General features: G+C 60.3%; 14 protein-coding genes. 11 read left to right on the plus strand and 3 right to left on the minus strand.

The annotated features are described in order from the left end of the window. Positions 1–6 precede the first annotated feature (6 nt). The 7 genes from AACU78_RS27145 (at position 7) to hisC (ending at position 5,998) form a co-directional block, all read left to right on the plus strand. The gene (locus AACU78_RS27145; protein WP_106578685.1) at positions 7–657 is read left to right on the plus strand and encodes an MlaC/ttg2D family ABC transporter substrate-binding protein; all 651 of its coding nucleotides are present in this window, start codon (positions 7–9) and stop codon (positions 655–657) included. After that, complete coding sequence (locus AACU78_RS27150) at positions 654–959, plus strand: STAS domain-containing protein (RefSeq protein ID WP_106578686.1); 306 nt, start codon at positions 654–656, stop codon at positions 957–959. The genes AACU78_RS27145 and AACU78_RS27150 overlap by 4 nt, the downstream gene beginning before the upstream one ends. Before the next feature lie 114 nt (positions 960–1,073). Next, entirely contained in the window at positions 1,074–1,313 is a 240-nt protein-coding gene (locus AACU78_RS27155) for a BolA family protein (protein ID WP_008434291.1), read from the plus strand. Positions 1,314–1,336: 23 nt separating this feature from the next. Then, entirely contained in the window at positions 1,337–2,602 is a 1,266-nt protein-coding gene (gene murA / locus AACU78_RS27160) for a UDP-N-acetylglucosamine 1-carboxyvinyltransferase (RefSeq protein ID WP_106578687.1), read from the plus strand. A gap of 257 nt (positions 2,603–2,859) precedes the next feature. Continuing rightward, a complete protein-coding gene (hisG, locus tag AACU78_RS27165) occupies positions 2,860–3,495 on the plus strand; it encodes an ATP phosphoribosyltransferase (RefSeq protein ID WP_106578688.1) in 636 nt (211 codons plus the stop codon). A 127-nt stretch (positions 3,496–3,622) separates the two neighbouring features. Next, the gene (gene hisD / locus AACU78_RS27170) at positions 3,623–4,942 is read left to right on the plus strand and encodes a histidinol dehydrogenase (protein WP_106578689.1); all 1,320 of its coding nucleotides are present in this window, start codon (positions 3,623–3,625) and stop codon (positions 4,940–4,942) included. Positions 4,943–4,945: 3 nt separating this feature from the next. Next, a complete protein-coding gene (gene hisC, locus AACU78_RS27175; protein ID WP_106578690.1) occupies positions 4,946–5,998 on the plus strand; it encodes a histidinol-phosphate transaminase in 1,053 nt (350 codons plus the stop codon). A gap of 128 nt (positions 5,999–6,126) precedes the next feature. On the opposite strand, the gene AACU78_RS27180 is transcribed toward hisC, so the two are convergent. Next, the gene (locus tag AACU78_RS27180; protein WP_106578691.1) at positions 6,127–7,401 is read right to left on the minus strand and encodes a uracil-xanthine permease family protein; all 1,275 of its coding nucleotides are present in this window, start codon (positions 7,399–7,401) and stop codon (positions 6,127–6,129) included. A 2-nt stretch (positions 7,402–7,403) separates the two neighbouring features. Next, positions 7,404–8,042 carry a uracil phosphoribosyltransferase gene (gene upp / locus AACU78_RS27185; RefSeq protein WP_017138223.1) on the minus strand — a complete coding sequence of 213 codons (639 nt, stop codon included), beginning with the start codon at positions 8,040–8,042 and terminating at the stop codon, positions 7,404–7,406. Between the two features lie 164 nt (positions 8,043–8,206). Here upp and AACU78_RS27190 point away from each other — a divergent pair, with 164 nt between their 5' ends. The 4 genes from AACU78_RS27190 (at position 8,207) to AACU78_RS27205 (ending at position 10,274) form a co-directional block, all read left to right on the plus strand. Further along, the gene (locus tag AACU78_RS27190; RefSeq protein ID WP_025856323.1) at positions 8,207–8,764 is read left to right on the plus strand and encodes a hypoxanthine-guanine phosphoribosyltransferase; all 558 of its coding nucleotides are present in this window, start codon (positions 8,207–8,209) and stop codon (positions 8,762–8,764) included. Between the two features lie 3 nt (positions 8,765–8,767). Then, positions 8,768–9,235 carry a WbuC family cupin fold metalloprotein gene (locus AACU78_RS27195; RefSeq protein WP_106578692.1) on the plus strand — a complete coding sequence of 156 codons (468 nt, stop codon included), beginning with the start codon at positions 8,768–8,770 and terminating at the stop codon, positions 9,233–9,235. A gap of 35 nt (positions 9,236–9,270) precedes the next feature. After that, entirely contained in the window at positions 9,271–9,756 is a 486-nt protein-coding gene (locus AACU78_RS27200; RefSeq protein WP_106578693.1) for a hypothetical protein, read from the plus strand. Between the two features lie 230 nt (positions 9,757–9,986). Next, on the plus strand, positions 9,987–10,274 hold the full coding sequence (locus AACU78_RS27205; RefSeq protein WP_106578694.1) for a PA4642 family protein: 288 nt from the start codon (positions 9,987–9,989) through the stop codon (positions 10,272–10,274). A 69-nt stretch (positions 10,275–10,343) separates the two neighbouring features. Here the strand turns inward: AACU78_RS27205 and mqo are convergent, their stop codons facing one another. After that, a complete protein-coding gene (mqo, locus tag AACU78_RS27210; protein WP_106578695.1) occupies positions 10,344–11,852 on the minus strand; it encodes a malate dehydrogenase (quinone) in 1,509 nt (502 codons plus the stop codon). Positions 11,853–12,486 lie beyond the last annotated feature (634 nt).

The following is a 12,486-nucleotide window of genomic DNA, read 5'->3' on the forward strand; positions in this document are numbered from 1 at the left end:
CTGTTCATGATCTCTACCTTGCGACGTGGCCTGCTGGTGCTGCTTGCAGCGCTGCCCTTGATGGCCAACGCGGCGGGTTCTGCGCACGATCTGGTGCAGGACACGACCAACAAAATGTTGGCTGACCTGACTGCCAATAAAGAGCAGTACAAGCAAGACCCAAGCAAGTTCTACGATGCGCTCAACACCATTGTCGGGCCAGTGGTTGATGCCGAAGGCATTTCCCGCAGCATCATGACGGTCAAGTATTCGCGCAAGGCAACGCCTGCGCAGATGCAGACCTTCCAGGAAAACTTCAAAAAGGGCCTGTTCCAGTTCTACGGTAATGCCCTGCTGGAATACAACAACCAGGGGATTACCGTTGCTCCGGCCGGGGATGAGTCAGGTGACCGCACCAGCGTCAACATGACCGTCAAAGGCACCAACGGCGCCGTCTACCCTGTGCAGTACACGCTGGAGAAGGTCAAAGGCGAGTGGAAACTGCGCAACGTGATCATCAACGGCATCAACATTGGCAAGCTGTTCCGCGATCAGTTCGCTGACGCCATGCAGCGCAATGGCAACGACCTGAACAAAACCATCAATGGTTGGGCCGGTGAAGTCGCCAAGGCCAAGGAAGAAACCGACAAACAAGCTGCCGGGAAGCCTGCGCAATGACCGAGTCGGCTGTTCGGCTTGGCGACGCTGGCGAGTTATTTCTGAGCGGCGTGCTCGATTACCGCTCCGGGCCTGACCTGCGCAAGCAGGGCCAGGCGCTGATCAACAGCAGCAACGCGCCTGCGCTGGTGCTGGACTGCTCGGCAGTGACCAAGTCCAGCAGCGTCGGTTTGTCATTGTTGCTGTGCTTCATGCGTGATGCCGAGGCGGTCAAAAAGCCGGTCAGCATCCGTGCGTTGCCTGAGGACATGCGCGAAATTGCCGAAGTTTCCGGTCTGACCGAGCTTCTGGCGCATCCTTAATAGCCAATATCAAGGAAGCCCCCCGTCAGAGTCCTGCTATGCGGGGTTCGCAGGCGCGGGGCTTTTTTGTATGATGTGCGACCCGTGCGCACTGGGCGCCGATAGAGGTTGAGCATGCAGGCCCTAGAAGTTAAAAGCTTCCTTGAAGGAAAGCTGCCCGAAACGAACGTAGAAGTTGAAGGCGAAGGCTGCAATTTCCAGCTGAACGTGATTAGCGATGAACTGGCGGCATTGAGCCCGGTCAAGCGTCAACAGCAGATCTATGCCCATTTAAACCCGTGGATCACCGATGGCAGCATCCACGCGGTCACTATGAAATTTTTCAGCCGCGCGGCCTGGGCCGAGCGCACCTGAGCCCCCAAGGCGTCGAGATTCTTATGGATAAATTGATTATTACCGGCGGTGCCCGCCTTGATGGCGAGATCCGCATTTCCGGTGCGAAAAACTCTGCCTTGCCGATTCTGGCAGCGACCCTGCTGTGCGATGGCCCGGTGACTGTGGCCAACCTGCCGCACTTGCACGACATCACCACCATGATCGAGCTGTTCGGTCGCATGGGCATTGAGCCTGTGATCGACGAGAAACTGTCCGTCGAAATCGACCCGCGCACCATCAAGACTCTGATCGCTCCGTACGAGCTGGTGAAAACCATGCGCGCATCGATCCTGGTGCTGGGCCCTATGGTTGCCCGTTTCGGTGAGGCCGAAGTGGCACTGCCTGGCGGTTGCGCCATCGGTTCGCGTCCGGTCGACCTGCACATCCGTGGCCTTGAGGCCATGGGCGCAACCATCGACGTCGAAGGCGGCTACATCAAGGCCAAGGCGCCGGAAGGCGGCCTGCGTGGTGCCAACTTCTTCTTTGATACCGTCAGCGTGACCGGTACCGAGAACATCATGATGGCCGCAGCCCTGGCCAACGGCCGCAGCGTCCTGCAAAACGCCGCGCGCGAGCCGGAAGTAGTCGACCTGGCCAACTTCCTGATCGCCATGGGTGCCAATATCACCGGCGCCGGCACTGACACCATCACCATCGACGGTGTTAAGCGTCTGCACTCGGCCACTTATAAAGTGATGCCGGACCGTATCGAGACCGGCACCTACCTGGTGGCTGCTGCCGTTACAGGTGGCCGCGTCAAGGTCAAGGACACCGATCCGACCATCCTTGAAGCCGTCCTGGAAAAACTCAAGGAAGCCGGTGCTGAAATCACCACCGGTGCCGACTGGATCGAGCTGAACATGCACGGCAAGCGGCCAAAAGCCGTCAACGTGCGGACCGCTCCTTACCCGGCGTTCCCGACCGACATGCAAGCGCAGTTCATTTCCTTGAACGCGATTGCCGAAGGCACCGGTGCCGTGATCGAAACCATTTTCGAAAACCGCTTCATGCACGTGTATGAACTGCACCGCATGGGCGCCAAGATCCAGGTCGAAGGCAACACCGCCATCGTCACCGGTATCGACAAGCTCAAGGGCGCGCCAGTGATGGCTACCGACCTGCGCGCGTCGGCCAGCCTGGTCATCTCGGCACTGTGCGCTGACGGCGACACGCTGATCGACCGCATCTACCACATAGACCGTGGTTACGAGTGCATCGAAGAGAAACTGCAGATGCTCGGCGCCAAGATCCGCCGCGTACCGGGCTAGTCGCAGTAGCGGTAAACACCGTCACTGTGGCGAACGGGCTTGTCGAGTCGTCGTGCCGGACGCGTAGCGCCCTCCAAGACGGGACTGCCATGCAGTCCAGCGTTGGACAAGCCCGCTCGCCACGGGATGGTGTTTTGCTGTTAACTGAGTGTGTCCCTGCTGAATTTGTTTCAAATCGAGGCTGTAATGGCCTCGATCTGTGTCTGGCGCCGTCTGCGACCGGACAGCAATAGCCTGATGAAGGACTGACGTTTCCCATGTTGACCATCGCACTGTCCAAGGGCCGCATCCTTGACGACACTTTGCCGCTTCTGGCTGAAGCGGGCATCGTGCCGACCGAGAATCCGGACAAGAGCCGCAAGCTGATCATCCCCACGACCCAGGACGACGTTCGCCTGCTGATCGTGCGTGCCACTGACGTGCCGACTTACGTTGAACATGGCGCGGCCGACCTCGGTGTCGCGGGTAAAGACGTGTTGATGGAATACGGCGGCCAGGGCCTGTACGAGCCATTGGACCTGCGTATTGCCCTGTGCAAGCTGATGACCGCCGGCCGTGTCGGTGACGTCGAACCCAAAGGCCGCCTGCGCGTGGCGACCAAGTTCGTCAACGTTGCCAAGCGTTACTATGCCGAGCAGGGTCGCCAGGTCGACATCATCAAGCTCTACGGCTCGATGGAACTGGCACCGCTGATCGGCCTGGCCGACAAGATCATCGACGTAGTCGACACCGGCAACACGCTGCGTGCCAACGGTCTTGAGCCTCAGGATTTCATTGCCGACATCAGCTCGCGACTGATCGTCAACAAAGCTTCGATGAAAATGCAACACGCCCGTATCCAGGCGTTGATCGAAACCCTGCGCAAGGCAGTGGAGTCTCGACACCGCGGTTGACTCACCTGCGCGACCCTAGGTCGCGCCCGTCTATCCGCCTCATAGCCAGAATTCTCAGGTGCCCAAGCGGATCGACTGCTAACGTTCGGCGCCTGAGCATTTTTGCCAATCCTATGAGGCCCTCGCTATGACCACGTCCACTGCAATTGCCCGACTCAACGCTGCCGACCCGGATTTCGCCCATCATCTGGATCATCTGCTGAGCTGGGAAAGCGTGTCCGACGACTCGGTCAACCAGCGGGTGCTCGACATCATCAAGGCCGTGCGCGAGCGCGGTGATGCGGCGCTGGTGGATTTCACCCGCCAGTTCGACGGCCTCGACGTCGCGTCGATGTCCGACCTGATCCTGCCGCGCGAGCGCCTGGAGCTGGCCCTCACACGCATTACCGCGCCGCAGCGTGAAGCCCTGGAAGTGGCAGCGGCACGCGTACGCAGCTACCACGAAAAACAGAAACAGGATTCCTGGAGCTACACCGAGGCCGACGGCACCGTGCTGGGCCAGAAGGTCACGCCGCTGGACCGCGCGGGGCTGTACGTGCCGGGCGGTAAAGCTTCGTACCCGTCGTCGGTGTTGATGAACGCTATCCCGGCCAAAGTGGCGGGCGTGACCGAAGTGGTCATGGTCGTGCCAACGCCGCGTGGCGAAATCAACGAGCTGGTGCTGGCTGCCGCGTGCATCGCCGGGGTTGACCGCGTGTTCACCATCGGCGGCGCTCAAGCTGTCGCGGCCCTGGCCTACGGCACCGAAAGTGTGCCGAAGGTCGACAAAGTGGTCGGCCCGGGCAACATTTACGTAGCCACGGCCAAGCGCCATGTATTTGGCCAGGTCGGCATCGACATGATCGCCGGCCCTTCGGAAATCCTCGTGGTATGTGACGGCCAGACCGACCCGGACTGGATCGCCATGGACCTGTTCTCCCAGGCCGAGCATGACGAGGATGCCCAGGCGATCCTGGTCAGCCCCGACGCCGAGTTCCTCGACAAGGTCGCCGCCAGCATCGACAAGCTGCTGCCAACCATGGATCGCGCCGAGATCATCGAGAAGTCGATCAATGGCCGGGGCGCGCTGATCCTGGTACGCGACATGGAGCAGGCCATCGAGGTGGCCAACCGCATCGCGCCGGAGCACCTGGAGTTGTCCGTGGCCGACCCACAAGCCTGGCTGCCGTCGATTCGCCACGCTGGCGCGATCTTCATGGGCCGCCACACCAGTGAAGCCCTGGGCGACTACTGCGCCGGCCCGAACCACGTGCTGCCGACCTCCGGCACCGCGCGTTTCTCGTCGCCGCTCGGCGTTTATGACTTCCAGAAGCGCTCCTCGATCATCTTCTGCTCGCCACAAGGCGCTTCCGAGCTGGGCAAGACCGCCTCGGTGCTGGCCCGTGGTGAGTCCCTGAGCGCTCACGCCCGCAGCGCCGAATACCGCATCCTTGAAGAGGGGAACTGAGACATGAGCAAATTCTGGAGCCCCTTCGTCAAGGATCTCGTGCCGTACGTGCCCGGCGAGCAGCCGAAGCTGACCAAGCTGGTCAAGCTCAACACCAACGAGAACCCCTACGGCCCATCGCCCAAGGCGCTCGCGGCAATGCAGGTCGAGTTGAACGACAACTTGCGCCTGTACCCGGACCCCAACAGCGACCTGCTCAAGCAGGCGGTAGCCAAGTATTACGGAATCGACGCCGGCAAGGTCTTTCTCGGTAACGGTTCCGATGAAGTCCTGGCGCACATCTTCCACGGCCTGTTCCAGCACGACTTGCCGTTGTTGTTCCCGGACATCAGCTACAGCTTCTATCCGGTCTACTGCGGGCTCTACGGCATCACGTCTGAACCGGTGCCGCTGGACGAGCAGTTCCAGATTCGTGTGGCCGACTACGCGAAGCCCAATGGCGGGATCATCTTCCCCAACCCGAACGCGCCTACCGGCTGCGTACTGGCGCTGGACGCGGTGGAGCAAATCCTCAAGGCCAGCCCGGACTCGGTGGTGGTGGTCGATGAAGCCTATATCGACTTCGGCGGCGAAACCGCTATCAGCCTGGTAGACCGTTACCCGAACCTGCTGGTGACCCAGACCCTGTCCAAATCGCGCTCACTGGCCGGTCTGCGTGTAGGCCTGGCGGTGGGGCATCCGGACCTGATCGAGGCGCTGGAGCGGGTCAAGAACAGCTTCAACTCCTACCCGCTGGATCGCTTGGCGATTGTCGGCGCGGCGGCGGCGTTTGAAGACCGTGAGTACTTCCAGAAGACCTGCCAATTGGTGATCGACAGCCGTGAAAAGCTGGTGGCGCAACTGGAAGCCAAGGGGTTTGACGTACTGCCGTCTGCGGCCAACTTCATCTTTGCTCGGCATCCAGGGCACGACGCTGCCGGGCTGGCGGCCAAAGTGCGGGAGCAGGGGGTGATTGTGCGGCACTTCAAGCAGGAGCGGATTGCCCAGTTCCTGCGGATCAGTATTGGCACGCCTGAGCAGAACCAGGCGCTGATTGATGCGTTGGGCGAGCTCTAAGCCACACTGAAGCTTAAAAAATGTGGGAGCGGGCTTGCTCGCGAATGCAGGGGTTCAGTCACTGATGTGCTCAATGACACACTGCATTCCCGAGCAAGCCCGCTCCCACATTCGTGTTGCGTTGGCAGTTAGATCAGCGGCTCATCCGGCTTCTTGTTCTTCCAGCCATCATTGCCCGGCAGCAGCAGGTTCAAACCAATCGCTACCACCGCGCACAGGGCAATGCCCTTGAGGCCGAAATCATCCGGGCCGGTGCCGGTGCCGACCAGCACACCGCCAATCCCGAACACCAGGGTCACCGACACAATCACCAGATTGCGCGCCTCGCCGAGGTCGATCTTGTGGCGGATCAGCGTGTTCATGCCCACCGCCGCAATCGAGCCGAACAGCAGGCACAGAATGCCGCCCATCACCGGCACCGGGATGCTTTGCAGCAGTGCGCCGAACTTACCGATAAACGCCAGGCTGATGGCAAATACCGCCGCCCAGGTCATGATTTTCGGGTTGTAGTTCTTGGTCAGCATCACCGCGCCGGTCACTTCGGCGTAGGTGGTATTCGGCGGGCCGCCAAACAGGCCGGCGGCCGTGGTGGCAATGCCGTCACCCAATAGCGTGCGATGCAGGCCAGGTTTCTTCAGGTAGTCGCGCCCGGTCACGCTGCCCACCGCAATTACACCGCCGATATGCTCGATCGCCGGGGCCAGGGCCACCGGGACGATGAACAGAATCGCCTGCCAGTTGAACTCCGGCGCGGTGAAGTGGGGCAGGGCGAACCAGGGCGCAGCGGCGATCTTCGCCGTGTCGACTACACCAAAGTAGAACGACATGGCAAAGCCCACCAGCACACCGGAAATGATCGGCACCAGGCGGAATATGCCTTTGCCGAACACCGCCACGATCAACGTGGTCAGCAGCGCCGGCATCGAGATCAGCATCGCCGTCTGGTAATGGATCAGCTCGCTGCCATCCCCGGCTTTGCCCATTGCCATGTTGGCGGCAATCGGCGCCATGGCCAGGCCGATGGAAATGATCACCGGGCCGATGACCACCGGCGGCAGCAGCCGGTCGATGAAACCGGTGCCTTTGACCTTCACTGCCAGGCCGAGGAAGGTATAAACGAAACCGGCCGCCATCACCCCGCCCATGGTCGCCGCGAGGCCGAACTGGCCCTTGGCGAGAATGATCGGAGTGATAAACGCAAAGCTCGATGCCAGGAATACCGGCACCTGCCGCCCTGTTACCACCTGGAACAGCAACGTGCCCAGGCCAGCGGTAAACAGTGCGACGTTTGGATCAAGACCTGTGATCAGCGGCATCAACACCAACGCGCCAAATGCTACGAAGAGCATCTGTGCGCCAGACAGGATCTGGCGCCAAAGCGGGTCGTTGAAATCATCCTGCATGCTCACGCGTCCTTCTGCTTGGTGCCGAAGATCTTGTCACCGGCATCGCCCAGGCCTGGGATGATGTAGCCGTGTTCGTTCAGGCGCTCATCGATGGACGCGGTGTAGATCTGCACGTCCGGGTGGGCCTTCTCGACGGCAGCGATGCCTTCGGGCGCAGCCACCAGCACCATGGCGCGGATGTCTTTGCAGCCGGCTTTTTTCAGCAGGTCGATGGTGGCGACCATGGAACTGCCGGTGGCGAGCATCGGGTCGATGATCATCGCCAGGCGCTCGTTGATTTCCGGAACGAGTTTTTCCAGGTAGGTGTGAGCCTGCAAGGTTTCCTCATTACGGGCCACGCCGACGGCGCTGACTTTGGCGCCCGGGATCAGGCTGAGCACGCCCTCGAGCATGCCGATACCGGCGCGCAGGATCGGTACCACGGTGATTTTCTTACCGGCGATTTTCTCGACCTGGACGGGGCCGGCCCAACCAGGAATCTCGTAGGTTTCCAGGGGCAAATCTTTGGTTGCTTCGTAAGTGAGCAGCGCTCCGACTTCCTGAGCAAGCTCACGGAAGTTCTTCGTGCTAATGTCGGCACGGCGCATAAGGCCGAGTTTGTGTCTGATCAGCGGGTGGCGGATCTCGCGAGTGGGCATGGGAAAAGCTCCGGCGGCGGGCAAAAAAACCGGCCTAGATTAATCTATCCGAGGGTGTTGTCCTATAGACATCTAGTACGTTAGTCCATTAAGGCTTGATCGTTGCGCCTCACATGCGTACCTTTGCCCGCTTTTCTTGCCACAGCACCCCCTTGGAGAGCGCCATGTCCGCTGATCTCGAGCATATCCGTCAAATCATGCGCGAGGCTGACTGCCTGTACACCGAAGCGCAAGTCGAAGAGGCGATCGCCAAGGTCGGCGCGCACATCACCCGCGAAATGGCCGACACCAACCCGGTGGTCTTTTGCGTGATGAACGGTGGCCTGATCTTCGCCGGCAAACTGCTGACTCACCTGCAGTTCCCGCTGGAAGCCTCCTATCTGCACGCCACCCGTTATCGCAACGAAACCAGCGGCGGCGACCTGTTCTGGAAAGCCAAGCCGGAAGTCTCGTTCATCGACCGCGACGTGCTGATCATCGACGACATCCTCGATGAAGGGCACACCCTGGGCGCGATCATCGACTTCTGCAAACACGCCGGCGCGCGCAAAGTGCACACCGCCGTGCTGATCGACAAAGACCATGACCGCAAAGCACGTCCGGACCTGAAAGCCGATTACGTCGGTCTGCCATGCATCGACCGCTACATTTTCGGTTACGGCATGGACTACAAAGGCTACTGGCGTAATGCCAATGGGATCTTCGCCGTCAAAGGGATGTAAGCCATGGTCCGCTTTCTTGATCAAACACTGTTCACCGAACTGGCCGAGAAAGCGGCCGCCAGCCCCCGTGGCCGGCACCATCATAACTTTCATCAGATGGAAGAGCCTTGCCATCGCCTGGCCGTTGGCATGCAACCCGACACCTATGTGCCGCCGCATCGGCACCTGAGTGCAGACAAGGCAGAGACCCTGATGGTGCTCAAGGGCACCCTGGGCCTGCTGGTTTTCAGCGAAACCGGTGAGGTGATCGCCAAGCGCGTCCTGCGGGCGGGCGGCGAGTGTGCAGGTGTCGACCTGCCGCCCGGCGTATTTCACGGCCTGGTGGTGCTGGAGCCCGACAGCGTGATGTTTGAATGCAAGGCCGGGCCGTATCGACCCGTAGGCGAGGGCGAGTTGGCTGACTGGGCGCCACACGAAGGCGATGCCGGCGTTGCCGAGTATCGACGCTGGATGCTCGCCCAGTTCGATTGAGCTACAGTGCTCGGCCATCTCTCTCGGAGCGGCCCATGAGCCTGTTGAAACGCACCTGCGCCGCCCTGGCGTTGACCCTCAGCTTGCCGCTGGCTGCGGCGCCTGCGCCGATGCACAGCCAGTTCCTGCCGCCCGACGACCTCACCTTGCGTGCCGCCACGCCCGATCAGCAGCAACTGCTGCAAATCACCGAATATGCGGTGGTGGTTGGCAATCAGCGTCAATCGACTCAGCAGCCGATCCCGGTGACGTCGCCGCTGATGATTCGCCTCAAGGGCAAACCCTTGAACAAAGGCGCGACCATCGCCCAGGTGGTGCTCAATTTTGACGCCGAAAGCAAAAGCCTGAAAAAGCCGGTGTTCGATGAGAGCAGTAAGACCCTGACCTTGTCTTACCCGATGGCCCAGTACCGCGTGATCGTCGACCTGCTACGCAACGACACGGTGTATGTGCAGTTCCTCAGCTATGCCAATGGGCACATTTGGGCCGACCTGCACACCGGCGCCGTTCGCGCTAAATAGTGGGACCGCAGGTATCTACACAACTGTTGGCGAACACAAAATCTGTAGCAGGCGAGCTTTTGTGGCGGCCTTTTATGCTGCGATGGTGGCGGGTCAGTGCGCCCAACTGTCACTGATGCACCGCCATCGCAGGCAAGCCAGCTCCCCCATAGGTTCTTGGTCGCTTCCGAAGCGTGTGTGCCGCAGGTAAACTGCGTTTCCCGTGTAATGTCTGCAGGCTGGAGTCGGTAATGCGTAAAGATAAGAAACAGGTGATTGGTGACGAGATTGGCGACGACCAGATCAAGTTGTTCCTGGACTTCGAGCCGGTTGACGCAACTTCACCGTCCCTGCACAAACTGATCAAAGCCTACCGTGGCTTGCGTATCGACGACTTCGCGCGGTTCCTGGGCTTTTTCAAGGAAGCCGGCCTGGATCTGGACGGCAAGGACGAGCATGGCCAGACCTTCGTTGACCTGATCAAGGATCAGCGTAACGCCGCCGAGTACATTGAGCTGATCGACAACGCTCGCGGCTGATTATCCAAGCCACACAAAAACGCCCCGTTCTCATGCCGAGAGCGGGGCGTTTTTTATTGCGTCGAAGCCTTATGCGTAGCTTTCGGCTTCGTTGCTTTGCTCAACCAGTTCCAGGCTGATGTTGTTCTGCGTATTGATCTTGCGATACAGCTCGGCATCGGTCTCCAGGACTTTTTCGCGCGCCGGGAAGATCTCGTGCAGTTTGGCCGCCCACTCGCCCGCAGCCTTTTGCGGGAAGCAGCGCTCGATCAGTTCCAGCATGATCGACACGGTCACCGAAGCCCCTGGAGACGCGCCCAGCAGAGCGGCCAGCGAGCCGTCTTTGGCTGCAACCAGCTCGGTGCCAAATTGCAGCACGCCGCCTTTTTTCGGGTCTTTCTTGATGATCTGCACCCGCTGACCGGCCACTTCCAGGCGCCAGTCTTCGGCTTTCGCCTCAGGGTAGAAGCGGCGCAGGGATTCCAGGCGCTGCTCCATGGATTGGCGCACTTCGCTGACCAGGTACTTGGTCAGGTCCATGTTGTCGCGAGCCACGGCCAGCATCGGGCCGATGTTGCCGGCGCGAATCGACATTGGCAGGTCCAGGAACGAGCCGTGCTTGAGGAACTTGGTGGTAAAGCCGGCATAGGGCCCGAACAGCAGGGACTTCTTGCCATCCACCACGCGGGTGTCCAGGTGCGGCACGGACATCGGCGGCGAACCTACCGCGGCCTGGCTGTAGACCTTGGCCTGGTGGTGCTTGACCACCTCCGGGTTGTCGCAACGCAGCCACTGGCCGCTGACCGGGAAGCCGCCGAAGCCTTTGCTTTCTTCGATGCCCGAGGCTTGCAGCAGCGGCAGGGCCGCGCCACCGGCGCCGAGGAACACGAACTTGGCGTCGACTTCACGGCTGTTGCCGCTGTTGACGTCCTTGATGCTCACGGTCCAGCCCGCACCGTTGCGCTTGAGGCCAGTGACGCGCTTGCAGTACTTGACCTGGGCATCCGGTGCGCTGGTCAGGTGCGACAGCAATTGATTGGTCAGGGCGCCGAAGTTGACGTCGGTGCCATTCATCACGCGGGTGGCAGCGATTTTTTCGTCGAGCGGGCGGCCCGGCATCATCAGCGGCATCCACTCGGCCATCTCGCTGCGGTCTTCGGTGTAGTGCATGTCCGAGAACGCGTGGTGCTGGCTGAGGGTTTCAAAGCGCTTCTTGAGGAAGGACACGCCCTTGTCGCCCTGCACGAAGCTCAGGTGCGGCACCGGGCTGATAAAGGATTTGGACGAGCCAAAGGTGCCTTTTTTGGTCAGGTACGCCCAGAACTGCTTCGACACCTCGAACTGGGTGTTGATGTGCACGGCTTTCTTGATATCGATGGAGCCGTCAGCGGCCTGCGGTGTGTAGTTCAGCTCACACAGCCCGGCGTGACCGGTACCGGCGTTGTTCCACGGGTTGGAACTTTCCGCGGCACCCGAATCCATCAGCTCAACGACTTCCAGCTTGAGGCCGGGGTCGAGCTCTTTGAGCAGTACGGCCAGGGTGGCACTCATGATGCCGGCCCCTACCAGTACTACGTCGACTGCTTCGTTATGCGCCATTTAACGCGTCTCCAAAATCTGCAGCACCAAATTGACGGCATGGCTGCCAGGAGTGACGGGGCGGTTCACGTGTTGCCCCAGATTACCCATGGCCAGGATCGCCATGTCCGATTCGCAATTCTTTGCAACTTCAGCACACGCTTCCTGCCGGGCTAATCTGCCTATGAACGCATTCATAGGCGCCTGTGGCAATTCGACTTATGGTCAAAGCGTGCGATTTGTGCAACCAATCCGTAGCGGACAGGCTCAAGCTCCGGTGTTTGAGGAGTGCTCGGTCCTGTGTGGTTGGGCTGTTCCAGACGCTGATGGTGCTTGTACAAACGCCAAACTATTCATTTGCTCGCCACACTCTTGTGAAGTTGTGAAAACCCGTTTTTTCACGCTCTTTTGAAGACGTGAACCTCAAAAAAGGGCTGCCCCAGCCTGGCACCTGGCCCGCAAACCTCTGCCGACACGCGGCAAAACGGGCAAACAACTCAAGTGGCCGAGCGCAATGGCAGCTCTGGCAGATTCGGTAAGGCGGGTGGGTTGCAAAGAAAACAGCAAGCGCGCCAGCTTCACTCGATCTGTGTGGGCGGCTCTCTGTGGGCGATTCATGGGTTAATACCGAGGCATTAACGATGCTGCGAGGCCC

Origin of the sequence: Pseudomonas sp. R9.37 (assembly GCF_963878885.1) — a bacterium.
In the GTDB taxonomy this organism is placed as follows: Bacteria; Pseudomonadota; Gammaproteobacteria; order Pseudomonadales; family Pseudomonadaceae; genus Aquipseudomonas.

What these genes read in the sequence shown, in the direction of transcription:
- AACU78_RS27180 (WP_106578691.1), bottom strand. Translation starts at nt 7,401, where the DNA reads ATGCAGGATGATTTCAACGACCCGCTTTGGCGCCAGATCCTGTCTGGC.
- mqo (WP_106578695.1), bottom strand. Translation starts at nt 11,852, where the DNA reads ATGGCGCATAACGAAGCAGTCGACGTAGTACTGGTAGGGGCCGGCATC.
- AACU78_RS27145 (WP_106578685.1), top strand. Translation starts at nt 7, where the DNA reads ATGATCTCTACCTTGCGACGTGGCCTGCTGGTGCTGCTTGCAGCGCTG.
- AACU78_RS27200 (WP_106578693.1), top strand. Translation starts at nt 9,271, where the DNA reads ATGAGCCTGTTGAAACGCACCTGCGCCGCCCTGGCGTTGACCCTCAGC.
- AACU78_RS27195 (WP_106578692.1), top strand. Translation starts at nt 8,768, where the DNA reads ATGGTCCGCTTTCTTGATCAAACACTGTTCACCGAACTGGCCGAGAAA.
- AACU78_RS27205 (WP_106578694.1), top strand. Translation starts at nt 9,987, where the DNA reads ATGCGTAAAGATAAGAAACAGGTGATTGGTGACGAGATTGGCGACGAC.
- murA (WP_106578687.1), top strand. Translation starts at nt 1,337, where the DNA reads ATGGATAAATTGATTATTACCGGCGGTGCCCGCCTTGATGGCGAGATC.
- hisG (WP_106578688.1), top strand. Translation starts at nt 2,860, where the DNA reads ATGTTGACCATCGCACTGTCCAAGGGCCGCATCCTTGACGACACTTTG.
- hisC (WP_106578690.1), top strand. Translation starts at nt 4,946, where the DNA reads ATGAGCAAATTCTGGAGCCCCTTCGTCAAGGATCTCGTGCCGTACGTG.
- AACU78_RS27155 (WP_008434291.1), top strand. Translation starts at nt 1,074, where the DNA reads ATGCAGGCCCTAGAAGTTAAAAGCTTCCTTGAAGGAAAGCTGCCCGAA.
- hisD (WP_106578689.1), top strand. Translation starts at nt 3,623, where the DNA reads ATGACCACGTCCACTGCAATTGCCCGACTCAACGCTGCCGACCCGGAT.
- upp (WP_017138223.1), bottom strand. Translation starts at nt 8,042, where the DNA reads ATGCCCACTCGCGAGATCCGCCACCCGCTGATCAGACACAAACTCGGC.
- AACU78_RS27190 (WP_025856323.1), top strand. Translation starts at nt 8,207, where the DNA reads ATGTCCGCTGATCTCGAGCATATCCGTCAAATCATGCGCGAGGCTGAC.
- AACU78_RS27150 (WP_106578686.1), top strand. Translation starts at nt 654, where the DNA reads ATGACCGAGTCGGCTGTTCGGCTTGGCGACGCTGGCGAGTTATTTCTG.